Origin of the sequence: Bradyrhizobium sp. ISRA464 (assembly GCF_029910095.1) — a bacterium.
GTDB lineage: Bacteria > Pseudomonadota > Alphaproteobacteria > Rhizobiales > Xanthobacteraceae > Bradyrhizobium.
On sequence record NZ_CP094526.1, the window covers coordinates 8,054,523 to 8,067,103 of the forward strand.

Annotated in this window: 14 protein-coding genes; 3 read left to right on the forward strand and 11 right to left on the reverse strand. The window is 65.4% G+C overall.

What is annotated here, in order from left to right; translation table 11 throughout:
* Positions 1–158: 158 nt before the first annotated feature.
* Positions 159–1,070, forward strand: coding sequence for an NAD(P)-dependent oxidoreductase (locus MTX19_RS37295; protein ID WP_280981624.1), 912 nt, complete (start codon positions 159–161; stop codon positions 1,068–1,070).
* 96 nt (positions 1,071–1,166) lie between these two features.
* On the opposite strand, the gene lysA is transcribed toward MTX19_RS37295, so the two are convergent.
* From lysA to argH, 3 genes are all read right to left on the reverse strand, one after another.
* Positions 1,167–2,432: a diaminopimelate decarboxylase gene (lysA, locus tag MTX19_RS37300; RefSeq protein ID WP_280981625.1), complete on the reverse strand. Its 1,266-nt coding sequence runs from the start codon at positions 2,430–2,432 to the stop codon at positions 1,167–1,169.
* An 8-nt stretch (positions 2,433–2,440) separates the two neighbouring features.
* Positions 2,441–2,746: a lipoprotein gene (locus MTX19_RS37305; protein ID WP_280975348.1), complete on the reverse strand. Its 306-nt coding sequence runs from the start codon at positions 2,744–2,746 to the stop codon at positions 2,441–2,443.
* A 62-nt stretch (positions 2,747–2,808) separates the two neighbouring features.
* Positions 2,809–4,206 (reverse strand): argininosuccinate lyase, encoded by a 1,398-nt coding sequence (argH, locus tag MTX19_RS37310; RefSeq protein WP_280981626.1) that lies wholly within the window; start codon positions 4,204–4,206, stop codon positions 2,809–2,811.
* A 115-nt stretch (positions 4,207–4,321) separates the two neighbouring features.
* On the opposite strand from argH, the gene MTX19_RS37315 reads away from it, so the two are divergent.
* Entirely contained in the window at positions 4,322–4,999 is a 678-nt protein-coding gene (locus MTX19_RS37315) for a TlpA disulfide reductase family protein (RefSeq protein ID WP_280985741.1), read from the forward strand.
* Positions 5,000–5,002: 3 nt separating this feature from the next.
* On the opposite strand, the gene MTX19_RS37320 is transcribed toward MTX19_RS37315, so the two are convergent.
* From MTX19_RS37320 to MTX19_RS37345, 6 genes are all read right to left on the reverse strand, one after another.
* Positions 5,003–5,191, reverse strand: coding sequence for a putative motility protein (locus MTX19_RS37320; RefSeq protein WP_280981627.1), 189 nt, complete (start codon positions 5,189–5,191; stop codon positions 5,003–5,005).
* 120 nt (positions 5,192–5,311) lie between these two features.
* The gene (locus MTX19_RS37325; RefSeq protein WP_280975344.1) at positions 5,312–6,193 is read right to left on the reverse strand and encodes a 3-hydroxybutyryl-CoA dehydrogenase; all 882 of its coding nucleotides are present in this window, start codon (positions 6,191–6,193) and stop codon (positions 5,312–5,314) included.
* A 255-nt stretch (positions 6,194–6,448) separates the two neighbouring features.
* Positions 6,449–7,396: an FAD-binding protein gene (locus MTX19_RS37330; RefSeq protein WP_280981628.1), complete on the reverse strand. Its 948-nt coding sequence runs from the start codon at positions 7,394–7,396 to the stop codon at positions 6,449–6,451.
* Positions 7,396–8,145, reverse strand: coding sequence for an electron transfer flavoprotein subunit beta/FixA family protein (locus tag MTX19_RS37335; protein WP_280981629.1), 750 nt, complete (start codon positions 8,143–8,145; stop codon positions 7,396–7,398). Before MTX19_RS37335 ends, MTX19_RS37330 begins: the two co-directional genes overlap by 1 nt.
* 117 nt (positions 8,146–8,262) lie before the next feature.
* Positions 8,263–8,835 carry a cob(I)yrinic acid a,c-diamide adenosyltransferase gene (locus tag MTX19_RS37340; RefSeq protein WP_280981630.1) on the reverse strand — a complete coding sequence of 191 codons (573 nt, stop codon included), beginning with the start codon at positions 8,833–8,835 and terminating at the stop codon, positions 8,263–8,265.
* 159 nt (positions 8,836–8,994) lie between these two features.
* Positions 8,995–9,189, reverse strand: a complete 195-nt coding sequence (locus MTX19_RS37345; protein WP_280981631.1) for a twin transmembrane helix small protein — start codon at positions 9,187–9,189, stop codon at positions 8,995–8,997.
* Positions 9,190–9,320: 131 nt separating this feature from the next.
* On the opposite strand from MTX19_RS37345, the gene MTX19_RS37350 reads away from it, so the two are divergent.
* Complete coding sequence (locus MTX19_RS37350) at positions 9,321–10,214, forward strand: YihY/virulence factor BrkB family protein (protein ID WP_280985742.1); 894 nt, start codon at positions 9,321–9,323, stop codon at positions 10,212–10,214.
* On the opposite strand, the gene MTX19_RS37355 is transcribed toward MTX19_RS37350, so the two are convergent.
* Together MTX19_RS37355 and gluQRS are read right to left on the reverse strand one after the other, a co-directional pair.
* Complete coding sequence (locus MTX19_RS37355; protein ID WP_280985743.1) at positions 10,141–11,382, reverse strand: ATP-binding protein; 1,242 nt, start codon at positions 11,380–11,382, stop codon at positions 10,141–10,143. The genes MTX19_RS37350 and MTX19_RS37355 overlap by 74 nt on opposite strands.
* Before the next feature lie 194 nt (positions 11,383–11,576).
* The gene (gluQRS, locus tag MTX19_RS37360; RefSeq protein WP_280984623.1) at positions 11,577–12,446 is read right to left on the reverse strand and encodes a tRNA glutamyl-Q(34) synthetase GluQRS; all 870 of its coding nucleotides are present in this window, start codon (positions 12,444–12,446) and stop codon (positions 11,577–11,579) included.
* Positions 12,447–12,581 lie beyond the last annotated feature (135 nt).

The window sequence follows — 12,581 nt, forward strand, 5'->3', positions numbered from 1 at the left end:
GCGACCCGGGACCATAACCGCAGCGTGTTGTCAGCGGCTGTGGCCTCGGCTGAACAAGACAATTCGGTCCTGGGGTTACGGGTTCCTGCTTTCGCGGGAGCGACATCGAATCCGGGGCAGGCTGCTTTACGCGCAACAACGTACAGAGGAAACGATCAATGGATATCGGATTCATCGGCCTCGGGAAGATGGGCTTCCCGATGGCGCGCCGGCTGATCGAGGCCGGTCACAAGCTGACCGTGTTCGACACCCGCAAGGACGCCGTCGACCAGCTCGTCGCACTCGGCGCGGCGGCGGGATCGTCGCCGAAGGACATCGCCGACCGCGTCGAGACCGTGATGGCGAGCCTGCCGTCGCTGCAGGCTTCGCTCGACGTCGCCACCGGCCCCGGCGGCGTGATCGAGGGCACGCGCGTCAAACGCTTCATCGATCTCTCGACCGTCGGCTCGCAGATGGCGGTCCGGATCCACGATCTGCTGGCGAAGAAGAACATCGTGCAGATCGACAGCCCGGTCTCCGGCGGCGTCGCCGGCGCCGAGAAGGGCACGTTGGCGGTGATGGTGTCGGGCCCGAAGGCTGATTTCGAGCTGGTGAAGCCGGCGCTCGACATCATCGGCAAGGTGTTCTTCATCGGCACCAAGCCGGGCTCCGGCCAGACCATGAAGCTCGCCAACAACTTCCTGTCGGCGACCGCGATGGTCGCGACCTCGGAAGCGGTGGTGATGGGCGTGAAGTCGGGACTCGATCCGGCCGTGATGATCGACGTCATCAATGCGGGCTCGGGGCTGAACACCGCGAGCCGCGACAAGTTTCCGCGCTCGGTGCTGCCGCGCAGCTTCGACTTCGGCTTCGCCACCGGACTGATGGTGAAGGACGTGCGGCTGGCGGTCGAGGAGATGAGGTCGCTCGGATTGTCGATGGAGGTCGCGGAAGCGGTCGGCCGGCTCTGGGAGGTCATCATCCGTGAGGAGGGGCCGGAGTCGGATTTCACCGCCGCGATTAAGCCGATCGAGAAGGCGGCGGGCGTGATCGTCGGCGGCGGAAAGGGCGGCGCGCACGCGGCGAAGTAAAACGCCTAGCCGGATGGAGCGTAGCGCAATCCGGGTTCGACTCGATAGCTCTATGGACCGTCCCGGATTTCGCTTCGCTCCATCCGGGCTACGGCCTCACAGCCACGGCGCCGGCTTGTCCATCGCAATCAGCGCGTCGACGTCGATGCGCGGGCGGACCACGGCATACTGGTCATCCTTGACCAGCACTTCCGGCACCAGCGCCCGTGTGTTGTAGGTGCCCGACTGCACCGCGCCATAGGCGCCGGCGGTCATGATCGCCAGCAGATCACCGGCCTTCGGCTGCGGCAGCGTTCGATCCAGAGCAAGGTAATCGCCGGTCTCGCAGACCGGGCCGACCACATCGGCGACGATGGTCGGCGCGCCCTTCGCCGGCTCGCGCACCGGGAGGATGTCGTGATGCGCCTCGTACAGCGTCGGACGGATCAGATCGTTCATCGCGGCGTCGATGATGACGAAGTTCTTCGCCTCGCCCTGCTTCACATAGATCACGCGGGCAACGAGGATGCCGGCATTGCCGACGATCATGCGGCCGGGCTCGAACATCAGCGTGCAGCCGAGATTGTGCGTCACGCGCTTGACCATCGCGGCATAGGCGTCGGGCGCCGGCGGTGCGGCGCGGTCCATATAATAGGGAATGCCGAGGCCACCGCCGAAGTCGATATGCGAGATGGTGTGGCCGTCGGCGCGCAGCGTCTGCACGAATTCGGCGAGCAGCCTGAAGGCGGTCTCGAGCGGTCCGAGATCGGTGATCTGGCTGCCGATATGGACGTCGGTGCCGGTCACCTTGATGCCGGGCAGCTTCGCCGCGCGGGCATAGACCTCGCGCGCCCGGGCAATCGGAATGCCGAACTTGTTCTCCGACTTGCCGGTCGAGATCTTCGCATGCGTGCCGGCGTCGACGTCGGGATTGACCCGCACCGAGATGCGCGCGGTCTTGCCCATCTCGACTGCGAGCCGCGACAAGAGCTCGAGCTCCGGCTCGGACTCGATGTTGATGCAAAGGATATCGGCCGCGAGCGCGGCGCGCAGCTCGGCCTCGGTCTTGCCGACGCCGGAGAACAGGATCTTGGAGGCCGGGAAGCCCGCCGCCAGCGCCCGCTTCAGCTCGCCGCCCGACACCACGTCGGCGCCGGCGCCGAGCTTCGCCAGCGTGCGCAGCACCGACTGGTTGGAGTTCGCCTTCATGGCGTAGCAGACGAGGGTCTTCTCGCCGGCGAAGGCCTCGGTGAAGACGCGGTAGTGCCGCTCCAGCGTCGCCGTCGAATAGCAGTAGAACGGCGTGCCGATGGCTTCCGCGAGCTCAATGAGATTGACCGCCTCGGCGTGCAGCACACCGTTGCGATAGTCGAAATGGTTCATGGGAGGATTTAATTACCGAGCAGCGGATCGAGGATAAAGGACTTCTTGCTGCCTTTCGGCGCGCTCGGCCCGGCATCCGCTCCATAGGTCGGGTTGAACACGCTAGGCTGGCTGGCGCGCTCGGTCTCGGTATCGCCGTTCACCTGCGCGGTCGGAGCGGCGTTCGACGCCGTCGGCGGCAGGTCGAGCGGTCCCTTGCGGCCGCAGCCGCCGAGCGCGAGCGCGGCTGCGCTCAGCACAATGATGGCCCATCCCGACGGGGTTAGGCTTGTCTTGCTGGTCACGACGAAAATCCCCAATTCGGGCTGCACCATACAAACATTGCCACGCTCTGGCGAGACCCGGGCGGCCTCGAAATGACAGCGAAATTTTCCGTTCAGCCCAATTTTCGCTCTTTTTCCAGCCGCTTGGCCCAGGCCCTGGCCTGCGCGAGCACATTCTTCGGCGCCGTGCCGCCGAACGAGGTCCGGCTCTTCACCGACGACTCGACAGACAGCACCTTCAGCGCATCCGCGGTGATCCTGGGCTCAACCTCCTGCATCGCCGCAAGCGGCAGCTCATGCAGCGCCACGCCCTGTTTCGAGGCGAGTGCGACAATGCGCCCGGTGACGTGGTGGGCGTCGCGGAACGGCATTTTCAGGGCGCGCACCAGCCAATCGGCGAGGTCGGTCGCGGTGGCGTAGCCCTCGCCGGCGGCGGCCTTCATCCGGGCCTCGTCGGGCACCAGGTCCTCGACCATGCCGGTCATGGCGCGGATCGCGAGCGAGAGCGCGGCGAACGCTTCCATGGCGCCCTGCTTGTCCTCCTGCATGTCCTTTTGATAGGCGAGCGGCAGGCCCTTCATCACGATCAGGAGCGCGGTCAGCGCACCGATCACGCGGCCGGTCTTGGCGCGCACCAGCTCGGCCGCGTCCGGGTTGCGCTTCTGCGGCATGATCGAGGAGCCGGTGGTGAACTTGTCGCTCAGCCTGACCAGGCCGACCAGCGGCGAGGTCCAGATCACGATCTCCTCGGCAAAACGTGACATGTGCACCGCGCAGATCGCGGCCGCCGACAGCGTCTCCAGCACGAAGTCGCGGTCGGACACCGCGTCGAGCGAATTGGCCATGGGCCGGTCGAAGCCGAGCGCCTTGGCGGTGGCGGCGCGGTCGATCGGAAACGAGGTGCCGGCGAGCGCGGCAGCACCCAGCGGCGATTCGTTCAACCGCTTGCGCGCATCGGCAAAGCGGCCGCGGTCGCGGCCGGCCATCTCGACATAGGCGAGCAGATGGTGGCCGAAGGTCACCGGCTGTGCGGTCTGCAGATGGGTGAAGCCGGGCATGACGGTTCCGGCATGCTCCTCTGCGCGGGCCACCAGCGCCTTCTGGAACGCAGCCAGCGCCGCATCTGTTTCGTCGATCGTGTCGCGCACATAGAGACGGAAATCGGTCGCGACCTGATCGTTGCGCGAGCGCGCGGTGTGCAGCCGGCCCGCGGCCGGGCCGATCAGCTCGGACAGCCGCGACTCGACATTCATATGGATGTCCTCGAGCGCGCGCTTGAAGTCGAAATCGCCCTTGCCGATCTCTGACAAAATCGTGTCTAGACCTTTGCGGATATTTTTCGCATCAGCAGCAGTGATGATGCCTTGCGCGGCCAGCATGGCGGCGTGGGCCTTGGACGCGGCGACGTCCTGGGCATAAAGGTGACGGTCGACGTCGATGGAGACGTTGATTTCCTCCATGATCGCGTCGGGACGTTCAGAGAACCGGCCGCCCCACATCTTGTTGCTCATGACTTCTCGCTCACGACTTTGTATTTGAGGCCTCGCCGTTTCGTGCCGGAGCGGCGAAACAGCGTGGCGGTTCCGATCGTAATTCCCGGCACTGCATAGCCATAACTGCCCCAGGATGACAAACGATATGCCCGAGACGACCCCACCCAAGCCCGCCGCCACGCGTCGGATTCCGCTCGTGTTGGGCGCGGTGCTGATTGGAGCCGTCATCGGCTATGTCGCGGTCTCGAACCTCAAGCGCCCCACCGGCGACGTGGCCTGCAACGGGGCGGTGGATCTCGCGAAGAAGATCGCCCCGTTGGCCCACGGCGAGGTCGCGGCGCTGACCATGGCGACCACTCCGCTCCGCCTGCCCGACCTCGCCTTCGAGGACGCCAACGGCCAGCCGAAGAAGCTCTCGGACTGGCGCGGCAAGACGGTGCTGGTGAACCTGTGGGCGACCTGGTGCGTGCCCTGCCGCAAGGAGATGCCGGCGCTCGACAGCCTGCAGGCCAAGCTCGCCGGCAAGGATTTCGAGGTGGTCGCGATCAACATCGACACCCGCGACCCCGACAAGCCAAAAAACTTCCTGAAAGACGCCAATTTGACCCATCTCAGCTATTTCAGCGACCAGAAAGCCAAGGTTTTTCAGGATCTTAAGAACATAGGCAAGGCGTTGGGCATGCCGACCTCCGTGCTGGTCGACGCCAAGGGCTGCGAAATTGCCAATATCGCCGGGCCCGCCGAATGGGCCAGCGACGATGCCATCAAGCTGCTCAAGGCCGCGGTGCAGCCGGCCCCGGCGGGATTCTAGATCTCAGGCCGTGACGTTGAGGTTGCCGCCGACGCCGGCCGCCAGATTGGCGGTCGAGGGCGCGCCGAGCAGGGTCTGAACCGCGAATTTTTCCGCATCGAGGTTCTGCTTGGTCAGCCGTGTCGCGATCTGGCCCTGCAGGTTGCCCTGCTGCATCGACAGGATGCTGGTGACCATGCTCATCGTGTCCATACGCGGTATTCCCAAGTCCGGCTTACAAGTCCGGCTTGGCGTAGCGCGACGAAGTTAACGGCGGGTAATGGCGCGCCGCGTCAGGCTGACGCGGTGTCCGTATGAGCACTGATCGCAGGATTACCGCGTCGGGACCGGCTTGTCGCCGCGATAGTCGTAGAAGCCGCGCTGGGTTTTGCGCCCGAGCCAGCCGGCTTCGACATACTTCACCAGCAGCGGACACGGCCGGTACTTGGAGTCGGCCAACCCCTCATGCAGCACCTGCATGATCGACAGGCAGGTGTCGAGGCCGATGAAATCGGCGAGCTCGAGCGGCCCCATCGGGTGATGCGCACCGAGCTTCATCGCGGCGTCGATCGCCTCGACGTTCCCGACGCCCTCGTAAAGCGTGTAGATCGCCTCGTTGATCATCGGCAGCAGGATGCGATTGACGATGAAGGCAGGGAAGTCCTCCGACACCGCAACCTGCTTGCCGAGCTTGGCAACGAAGGCCTTGGCGGTGTCGAACGTCACGTCGTCGGTCGCGATGCCGCGGATCAGCTCGACGAGCTCCATCACCGGCACCGGATTCATGAAGTGAATGCCGATGAAGCGTTCGGGACGATCGGTCGACGCCGCGAGCCGCGTGATCGAGATCGATGACGAGTTGGAGGCGATGATTGCCTCGGGCTTCAGCACCGCGCAGATCTCATGGAAGATCTTGCGCTTGGTTTCTTCCTTCTCGACCGCGGTCTCGATCACGAGATCGCAGTCCGCCAGCGCATCGAGCGTCTCGGCGGGAGTGATGCGGTCGAGCGCCTGCTTGCGCTCGGCGTCGCTGATGGTCTTCTTGGCGACCTGACGGGTCAGATGGCCGTTGATGGTCGCGAGCCCCGACTTCAGCCGCTCGGCGGACACGTCATTGAGCACCACGTCGAAGCCGGCCAGCGCGGCCACATGCGCAATGCCGTTGCCCATCTGGCCCGCACCGATCACGCCGACTTTCTTGATTGCCACCGTCATCTTGTCATCCACCGGAACGGCGCGCACATCGCGCCTGCCCAATCCCAACGATACCCGAAGCGAAGCCTTCCGGGTGCCCTATTCGCCGGAAAACTGACCCCTCTGAGCTCATGATGCAGCAAGGATGCGCATCATGCCTCCATCTCTTTGTTTGAGCACGACCTTTTCGGGAAACCGGTTCCCGCTTTCTCAAGACCATGCCCCGAAAATAATAACACCGGCCGGAGCTTACCCATCCGGCCGGTGCCTTGTCGCTTACTTTCCGAGCTTGCCGAGCGCTTCGGTCAGCTCCGGAACCGCCTGGTAGAGGTCGGCGACCAGGCCGTAGTCGGCGACCTGGAAGATCGGCGCGTCTTCATCCTTGTTGATGGCGACGATCACCTTGGAGTCCTTCATGCCAGCCAGATGCTGGATCGCGCCGGAGATGCCGATCGCGACATAAAGTTCCGGGGCCACCACCTTGCCGGTCTGGCCAACCTGCCAGTCGTTCGGCGCATAGCCGGCATCGACCGCGGCGCGCGAGGCGCCGACGCCGGCGCCAAGCTTGTCGGCGAGCGGCTCGATGTATTTGGCGAAATTCTCGCGGCTCTGCATCGCGCGGCCGCCGGAGACGATGATCTTCGCCGAGGTCAGCTCCGGACGGTCGCTCTTGGCGACCTCCTCGCCGATGAACGAGGAGAGAGCCGGATCGGCTGCCACCGCGGCGTTCTCGATCGCCGCGCTGCCGCCTTCGCCGGTCGCGGCAAAGGTCGACGTGCGGACCGTGATGACCTTCTTGGCGTCCTTCGACTTCACGGTCTGGATCGCGTTGCCGGCATAGATCGGACGCTCGAAGGTGTCGGGCGCGACCACCTTGATGATTTCCGAGACCTGCATCACGTCGAGCAGCGCTGCGACGCGCGGCATTACGTTCTTGAAGCGCGAGGTCGCGGGCGCAACGATCGCATCATAGCTGCCGGCGAGCGAGACGATCAGCGCAGCCAGCGGCTCGGCGAGGTCGTGTTCATAGGCGGCACCTTCGGCAACCAGCACCTTCTTGACGCCATTGAGCTTGGCGGCGGCTTCCGCGGCCGCCTTGGTACCCTGGCCGCCGGCGATCAGGACGTCCACGTCGCCGCCGAGCTGGCTTGCCGCGGTCAGCGCCTTGTTGGTGGAATCCTTCAGGGTCTCGTGGTCGTGTTCAGCAATCAACAGCGTCGTCATCAGAGAACCCCGGCTTCGGTCTTGAGCTTGTTAACGAGTTCGGCGACGTCCTTGACCTTGACGCCCGCCTTGCGGCCTGCCGGTTCCGCGGTCTTCAGCACTTCCAGACGGGGCGTGAGATCGACGCCGTAATCAGCCGCCGCCTTCTCGTCGATCGGCTTCTTCTTCGCCTTCATGATGTTGGGCAGCGAGGCGTAGCGCGGCTCGTTGAGACGCAGGTCGGTGGTGACGATCGCCGGACCCTTGAGCTTGATGGTCTGCAGGCCGCCGTCGACCTCGCGCGTGACCTTGAAGTCGGAACCATCGACCTCGAGCTTGGAGGCGAAGGTCGCCTGCGACCAGCCGAGCAGCGCGGCCAGCATCTGGCCGGTCTGGTTGGAATCGTCGTCGATCGCCTGTTTGCCGAGAATGACGAGGCCGGGCGTCTCCGCCTCGACCACCGACTTCAGGATCTTGGCGACCGCGAGCGGCTCGACATTGCCCTCGGCCTTGACGAGGATGCCGCGGTCGGCGCCCATCGCAAGCCCGGTACGGATGGTCTCGGAGGCCTGCGCCGGTCCGATCGACACCACCACCACCTCGGTCGCCTTGCCGGCTTCCTTCAGCCGCAGCGCTTCCTCGACGGCGATTTCGTCAAACGGGTTCATCGACATCTTGACGTTGGCGAGCTCGACGCCCGATCCGTCACTCTTGACGCGGACCTTGACGTTGTAGTCGACGACCCGCTTTACCGGCACAAGAACCTTCATCGATCCTCTTTCGCTTTGATTTTGTGGGTTTCGGTTGGCTGGCGCGGAACCTAAAGGTCCGGATACCCCCGGTCAACGCGCGAAAGCCAAAAAACCGGCCTCCCGATTTGAGGCAGTCTAACGGTTCTGGCCGGGCACCCACAACACGTCTCCCGCCCCTTTGTTGTTCTGGAAGCGGCTGGCAACGAACAGGAAATCCGACAGGCGGTTCATATACTGGATGCCAGCGGCGTTGACCGGTTCGTCGGGCCGGGCGGCGAGTTCCACCATCATGCGTTCCGCCCGGCGACATATCGTGCGAGCAAGATGCAGATATGCGGATGCGGCTGTCCCGCCGGGCAGCACGAACGAGGTCAGCGGCGCGAGTTGGTCGTTCAGGCTGTCGATGTCGCGCTCGAGCCGCTCGACCTGGCTCGCCAGCATCCGCAAGCGCTCGGCCTTGCCTTCGCGCTCGGGCACCGCGAGGTCGGCGCCGAGATCGAACAGATCGTTCTGGATCCGCCCGAGCATGGCGTCGAGTTCGGGACTATCAGCCAGATGCAGCCGCACTACGCCGATCGCGGCATTGGTCTCGTCGACGGTGCCATAGGCGGCGACGCGCAGATCGTATTTCGGACGGCGTTCGCCGGAGCCGAGCGCAGTGGTGCCGTCATCGCCGGTGCGCGTGTAGATTCGATTGAGAACGACCATGGCTAGCTCCAGCTTCGTGAACATCTCTCCCATGGGGAGAGGTCGCGAGCATCTTGCGAGCGGGTGAGGGGTTACGATCTCACGACAGCCTGAACCCCTCACCCGGGTCGCCGATGGCGATCCGACCTCTCCCAATGGGAGAGATACAGGTTAGCGCATCTATCGCCCCATCGCCCAGACCGCGAGCATGGCGATGACGATCGCGACGAACTGCAACAACACGCGCAGCCGCATCAGCCTCTGTGATGTGTTCGGCGAGCCGCCCTTCATCATATTGACAAGGCCGAGCAGCAGAACCAGCGCCACAGCGGCGACGGCGATGGGAAGGATGAACGAGCTCAGAAAGGATGCCATCGGCGGTACATAACACCGTGTGGGGCGGACTTCCACCGACCCCCGCGATGCAACCAACTGGCTTTTCACGGCGTAATATCAGAAGCTGGCCCCGTTTCGGGTCGAACCTGTTCGACAACGCCGGGTGGAATGTGAAACAGCTTCGTTACGTCTACCACGTCGTGATGGATGCCCTTTACACGTTCCTCGCCGACGACGGCTGGGCGATCGCAAGCCACATCGCGCTGTCGACGCTGATGGCGCTGTTTCCGTTCCTGATCGTGCTGACCTCGCTGGCCGGCTTCTTCGGCTCCAAGGAGCTTGCCGACCAGGCCGTCGGGCTGTTGTTGCAGGTTTGGCCGCAGCGGGTCGCCGACGCGCTGTCCGGCCAGATCCACGACGTGCTGACCACGACGCGCGGCGACATCCTGACCATCGGCGCGGTGCTCGCGGTCTACTTCGCCTCCAACGGCGTCGAGGCGCTGCGGGTGGCGCTGAACCGCGCCTATGCCGTGGCCGAACCGCGGCGCTGGTACTGGCTGCGGCTGGAATCGATCGGCTACACGCTGGTCGCAGCCTTCACCTCGCTCGCGATGGCATTCTTGATCGTGCTCGGGCCGCTGATCATCGAAGCTGGGCGGCGCTACATTCCATTCTTCGTCGAATCGAACGAGAGCCTGCTCAACACCGCCCGCTACGGCATCACGATCCTGGCCCTGATCATCGCACTCTTCATCCTGCACGCCTGGCTGCCGGCGGGCCGCCGCAGCTTCCTGCAAATCCTGCCCGGCATCATCTTCACCATGGTGGCGTCGCTGATCTCGGGCATCGGGTTCGGCATGTATCTGGCACGCTTCGCCAACAACTATGTCACGATGTATGCAGGACTGGCCTCGGTGATCATCGCGCTGGTGTTCCTGTATTTCATCGCCGCGATCTTCGTGTTTGGCGGCGAGCTGAACGCCGCGATCATCAAGTCGCGGTTGCCGCGCGGCGTGTCGCTGCAAGCAGCGCAGTCGCTAGAGCGCGCGGAGAGACAGGCTTGACCAGGAAGGCGTCGGCGCCGGCGGCGCGCGCGGCGGCCTCATCCTCGCTGCGGCCGGAAATCCCGATGATCGCGACGCTTCCGTGCGGCGGCGGCAGCGCGCGGATCCGCTTGATTGCCTCGACCCCCCCGATGCCCGGCAGCACCATGTCCATCAGCACCGCGTCGAACGCGCCCTGGCTGAGCCGATCGGCCGCGGCTTCGCCCTGACCGATGAATTCGGCGTGGTGACCGAGCTCGGTCAGGATGGTGTTGAGCACGACGCGGCCGAATGGATTGTCCTCCACACTGAGCAGCCGCAGCCGCTGCGACGCGCGCGCCGCGGCGCCGTCGTCCGACATGATGCTGATGGGCCCCTTGGCCGATGCGAGCACCACGCTCAGCGTGAAGGTGGTACCGCCGCCCTCGCGCTGGGCTGCGACGATGTCGCCGCCCATGGCGCGGGCAAGCTGCTTGACCGAGGACAGGCCGAGCCCGGCGCCGCCGAATCGCGAGGCGATCGAGACATTGGCCTGCGAGAACGGCCGGAACAGGCGCTTCACCTCCTTGAGCGTGAGCCCGATGCCGCTGTCGGACACGGCAAACGCGACGCCGATCTTGCCCTTGGCTACGCGAACCGGTGCGACGTGCAGCGCGATGCCGCCGTGCTCGGTGAACTTGACGGCATTGTCGATCAGGTTCTCCAGTGCCGCCCGCAGGCGGACGGGATCACCGACCGCGAAGGGGGGCAGTTCGTCCGAGATCTCGACTGTGGCTTCCAGCCCCTTGGCCGCGGCACGGCCGGCCAGCGAATCGCCGGCGGTGCGCGCCAGCGTGCGCAGATCGAAGAAATCCTGCCGGACCGCGAGCCCCGGCCCCTCCCTGCGGGCGGCATCGACAAACAGGGTCGCAAGACTGGCCAGATGCTCCGCGCTCGCCTTGATGGTATCGACCCAACGCCGCTCGCGCTCGCCGAGATCGGAGGTCGCGAGCAGGTTGCTGATCGCCAGAATCCCGGTCAGCGGCGTCCGCACCTCATGGGCAAAGGCGGCCAGCGCGGTTTCGACCGTCCTGGGGCCGGCCTTCCGGGCCGGCTTGGGCGCAGCCCGCTTGCGGCGCGACTTGGCCGCCGCCTTGAGGGCCCTCTTGGCAGCACCAGTCTTGGAAATGCGCGTTCGGGAGGCGCGCATTTTGGACGGCGCCCGCTTGGGTCGCCGCTTATTGCGCCGTGCGCGCGATATCGCCGCCATGGTCTCCGTAATCCCCGTCCCGGGAGCCAGCATGGCATGCCTGGAGTGCCCGAGTCACGGCGCCGTTTGCGGCTCGCCACCGCAAAGCGCCATGATGGTAACCGGGTTTCCCCGCGACCAAACGCGGGCGAAGTCTACGGCAGGCCCACGAGGCGGCGGATGTCGGCCGGACTCGCGCCCTCCGCCCGCAACTCGCGCAGTCCCGTCGCTCGCGTCGATTTCGACAGCTTCTGGCCCGCCGCATCCCGAATCAGCCGGTGGTGCCGGTAGGCCGGTGGGGCCAGGCCGAGCAGTTCCTGCAACAGGCGATGGACGCTGGTCGACCAGAGCAGGTCGGCCCCCCGGACCACGTCGGTGACGCCCTGCAGCGCGTCGTCGATCACGACTGAGAGATGATAGCTGGTCGGGGTTTCCTTGCGCGCCAGGATGACGTCGCCCCAGTGCTCCGGCCGCGCGGCGACCTCTCCGGTCTCACCGGCCGGCCCCTCACCCGATTCGCACCAGCGCAGATCGCCGGTGCGCATGCGCGCCGCAGCCATATCGAGCCGCAGCGCGAACGGTGCGCCCTGCCCGATCAGCCGCTCGCGCTCCTCCGGCGACAGCAATTTGGCCGTACCCGGATAGAGCGGCGCGCCATCCGGATCGCGCGGCCAGCCGCCCTCGGCTTCCTTCTCGGCGACCAGTCGCGCGATCTCCGCCCGGCTCTCGAAGCTTGGATAGACGAGTCCCTGCGCGGACAGGCGTTCGATTGCCTCGCGGTAGGCGGCAAAGTGCTCGGACTGCCGCCGCACCGGCGTCTCCCAGGCGATGCCGAGCCAGGCGAGGTCCTCGTAGATCGCCTGCTCGAATTCCGGCCGGCAGCGCGTAGCGTCGATGTCCTCGATCCGCAGCAGCAAGCGCCCGCCCGCCTGCCGCGCCAGATCGAAGTTGAGCAGCGCCGAGAAGGCATGGCCGAGATGCAGGTAGCCGTTCGGGCTTGGGGCAAAACGGAAAACGGGTGGCATGGCGATTGGTCGCGCGTCATTGCCGGGCTCGATCCGGCCATCCATCTGGGAGAGACTCTGTTACGATAGGAGATGGTGCGGGTCATCCCCAATCAAGTTCGAGACTCATCCCGATACGCCACACGTTGATGCCAA

What these genes read in the sequence shown, in the direction of transcription:
- MTX19_RS37345 (WP_280981631.1), bottom strand. Translation starts at nt 9,189, where the DNA reads ATGGCATCCTTTCTGAGCTCGTTCATCCTTCCCATCGCCGTCGCCGCT.
- MTX19_RS37325 (WP_280975344.1), bottom strand. Translation starts at nt 6,193, where the DNA reads ATGACGGTGGCAATCAAGAAAGTCGGCGTGATCGGTGCGGGCCAGATG.
- lysA (WP_280981625.1), bottom strand. Translation starts at nt 2,432, where the DNA reads ATGAACCATTTCGACTATCGCAACGGTGTGCTGCACGCCGAGGCGGTC.
- MTX19_RS37305 (WP_280975348.1), bottom strand. Translation starts at nt 2,746, where the DNA reads ATGGTGCAGCCCGAATTGGGGATTTTCGTCGTGACCAGCAAGACAAGC.
- MTX19_RS37340 (WP_280981630.1), bottom strand. Translation starts at nt 8,835, where the DNA reads ATGGTCGTTCTCAATCGAATCTACACGCGCACCGGCGATGACGGCACC.
- MTX19_RS37295 (WP_280981624.1), top strand. Translation starts at nt 159, where the DNA reads ATGGATATCGGATTCATCGGCCTCGGGAAGATGGGCTTCCCGATGGCG.
- MTX19_RS37335 (WP_280981629.1), bottom strand. Translation starts at nt 8,145, where the DNA reads ATGAAGGTTCTTGTGCCGGTAAAGCGGGTCGTCGACTACAACGTCAAG.
- gluQRS (WP_280984623.1), bottom strand. Translation starts at nt 12,446, where the DNA reads ATGCCACCCGTTTTCCGTTTTGCCCCAAGCCCGAACGGCTACCTGCAT.
- MTX19_RS37315 (WP_280985741.1), top strand. Translation starts at nt 4,322, where the DNA reads ATGACAAACGATATGCCCGAGACGACCCCACCCAAGCCCGCCGCCACG.
- argH (WP_280981626.1), bottom strand. Translation starts at nt 4,206, where the DNA reads ATGAGCAACAAGATGTGGGGCGGCCGGTTCTCTGAACGTCCCGACGCG.
- MTX19_RS37330 (WP_280981628.1), bottom strand. Translation starts at nt 7,396, where the DNA reads ATGACGACGCTGTTGATTGCTGAACACGACCACGAGACCCTGAAGGAT.
- MTX19_RS37320 (WP_280981627.1), bottom strand. Translation starts at nt 5,191, where the DNA reads ATGGACACGATGAGCATGGTCACCAGCATCCTGTCGATGCAGCAGGGC.
- MTX19_RS37355 (WP_280985743.1), bottom strand. Translation starts at nt 11,382, where the DNA reads ATGCGCGCCTCCCGAACGCGCATTTCCAAGACTGGTGCTGCCAAGAGG.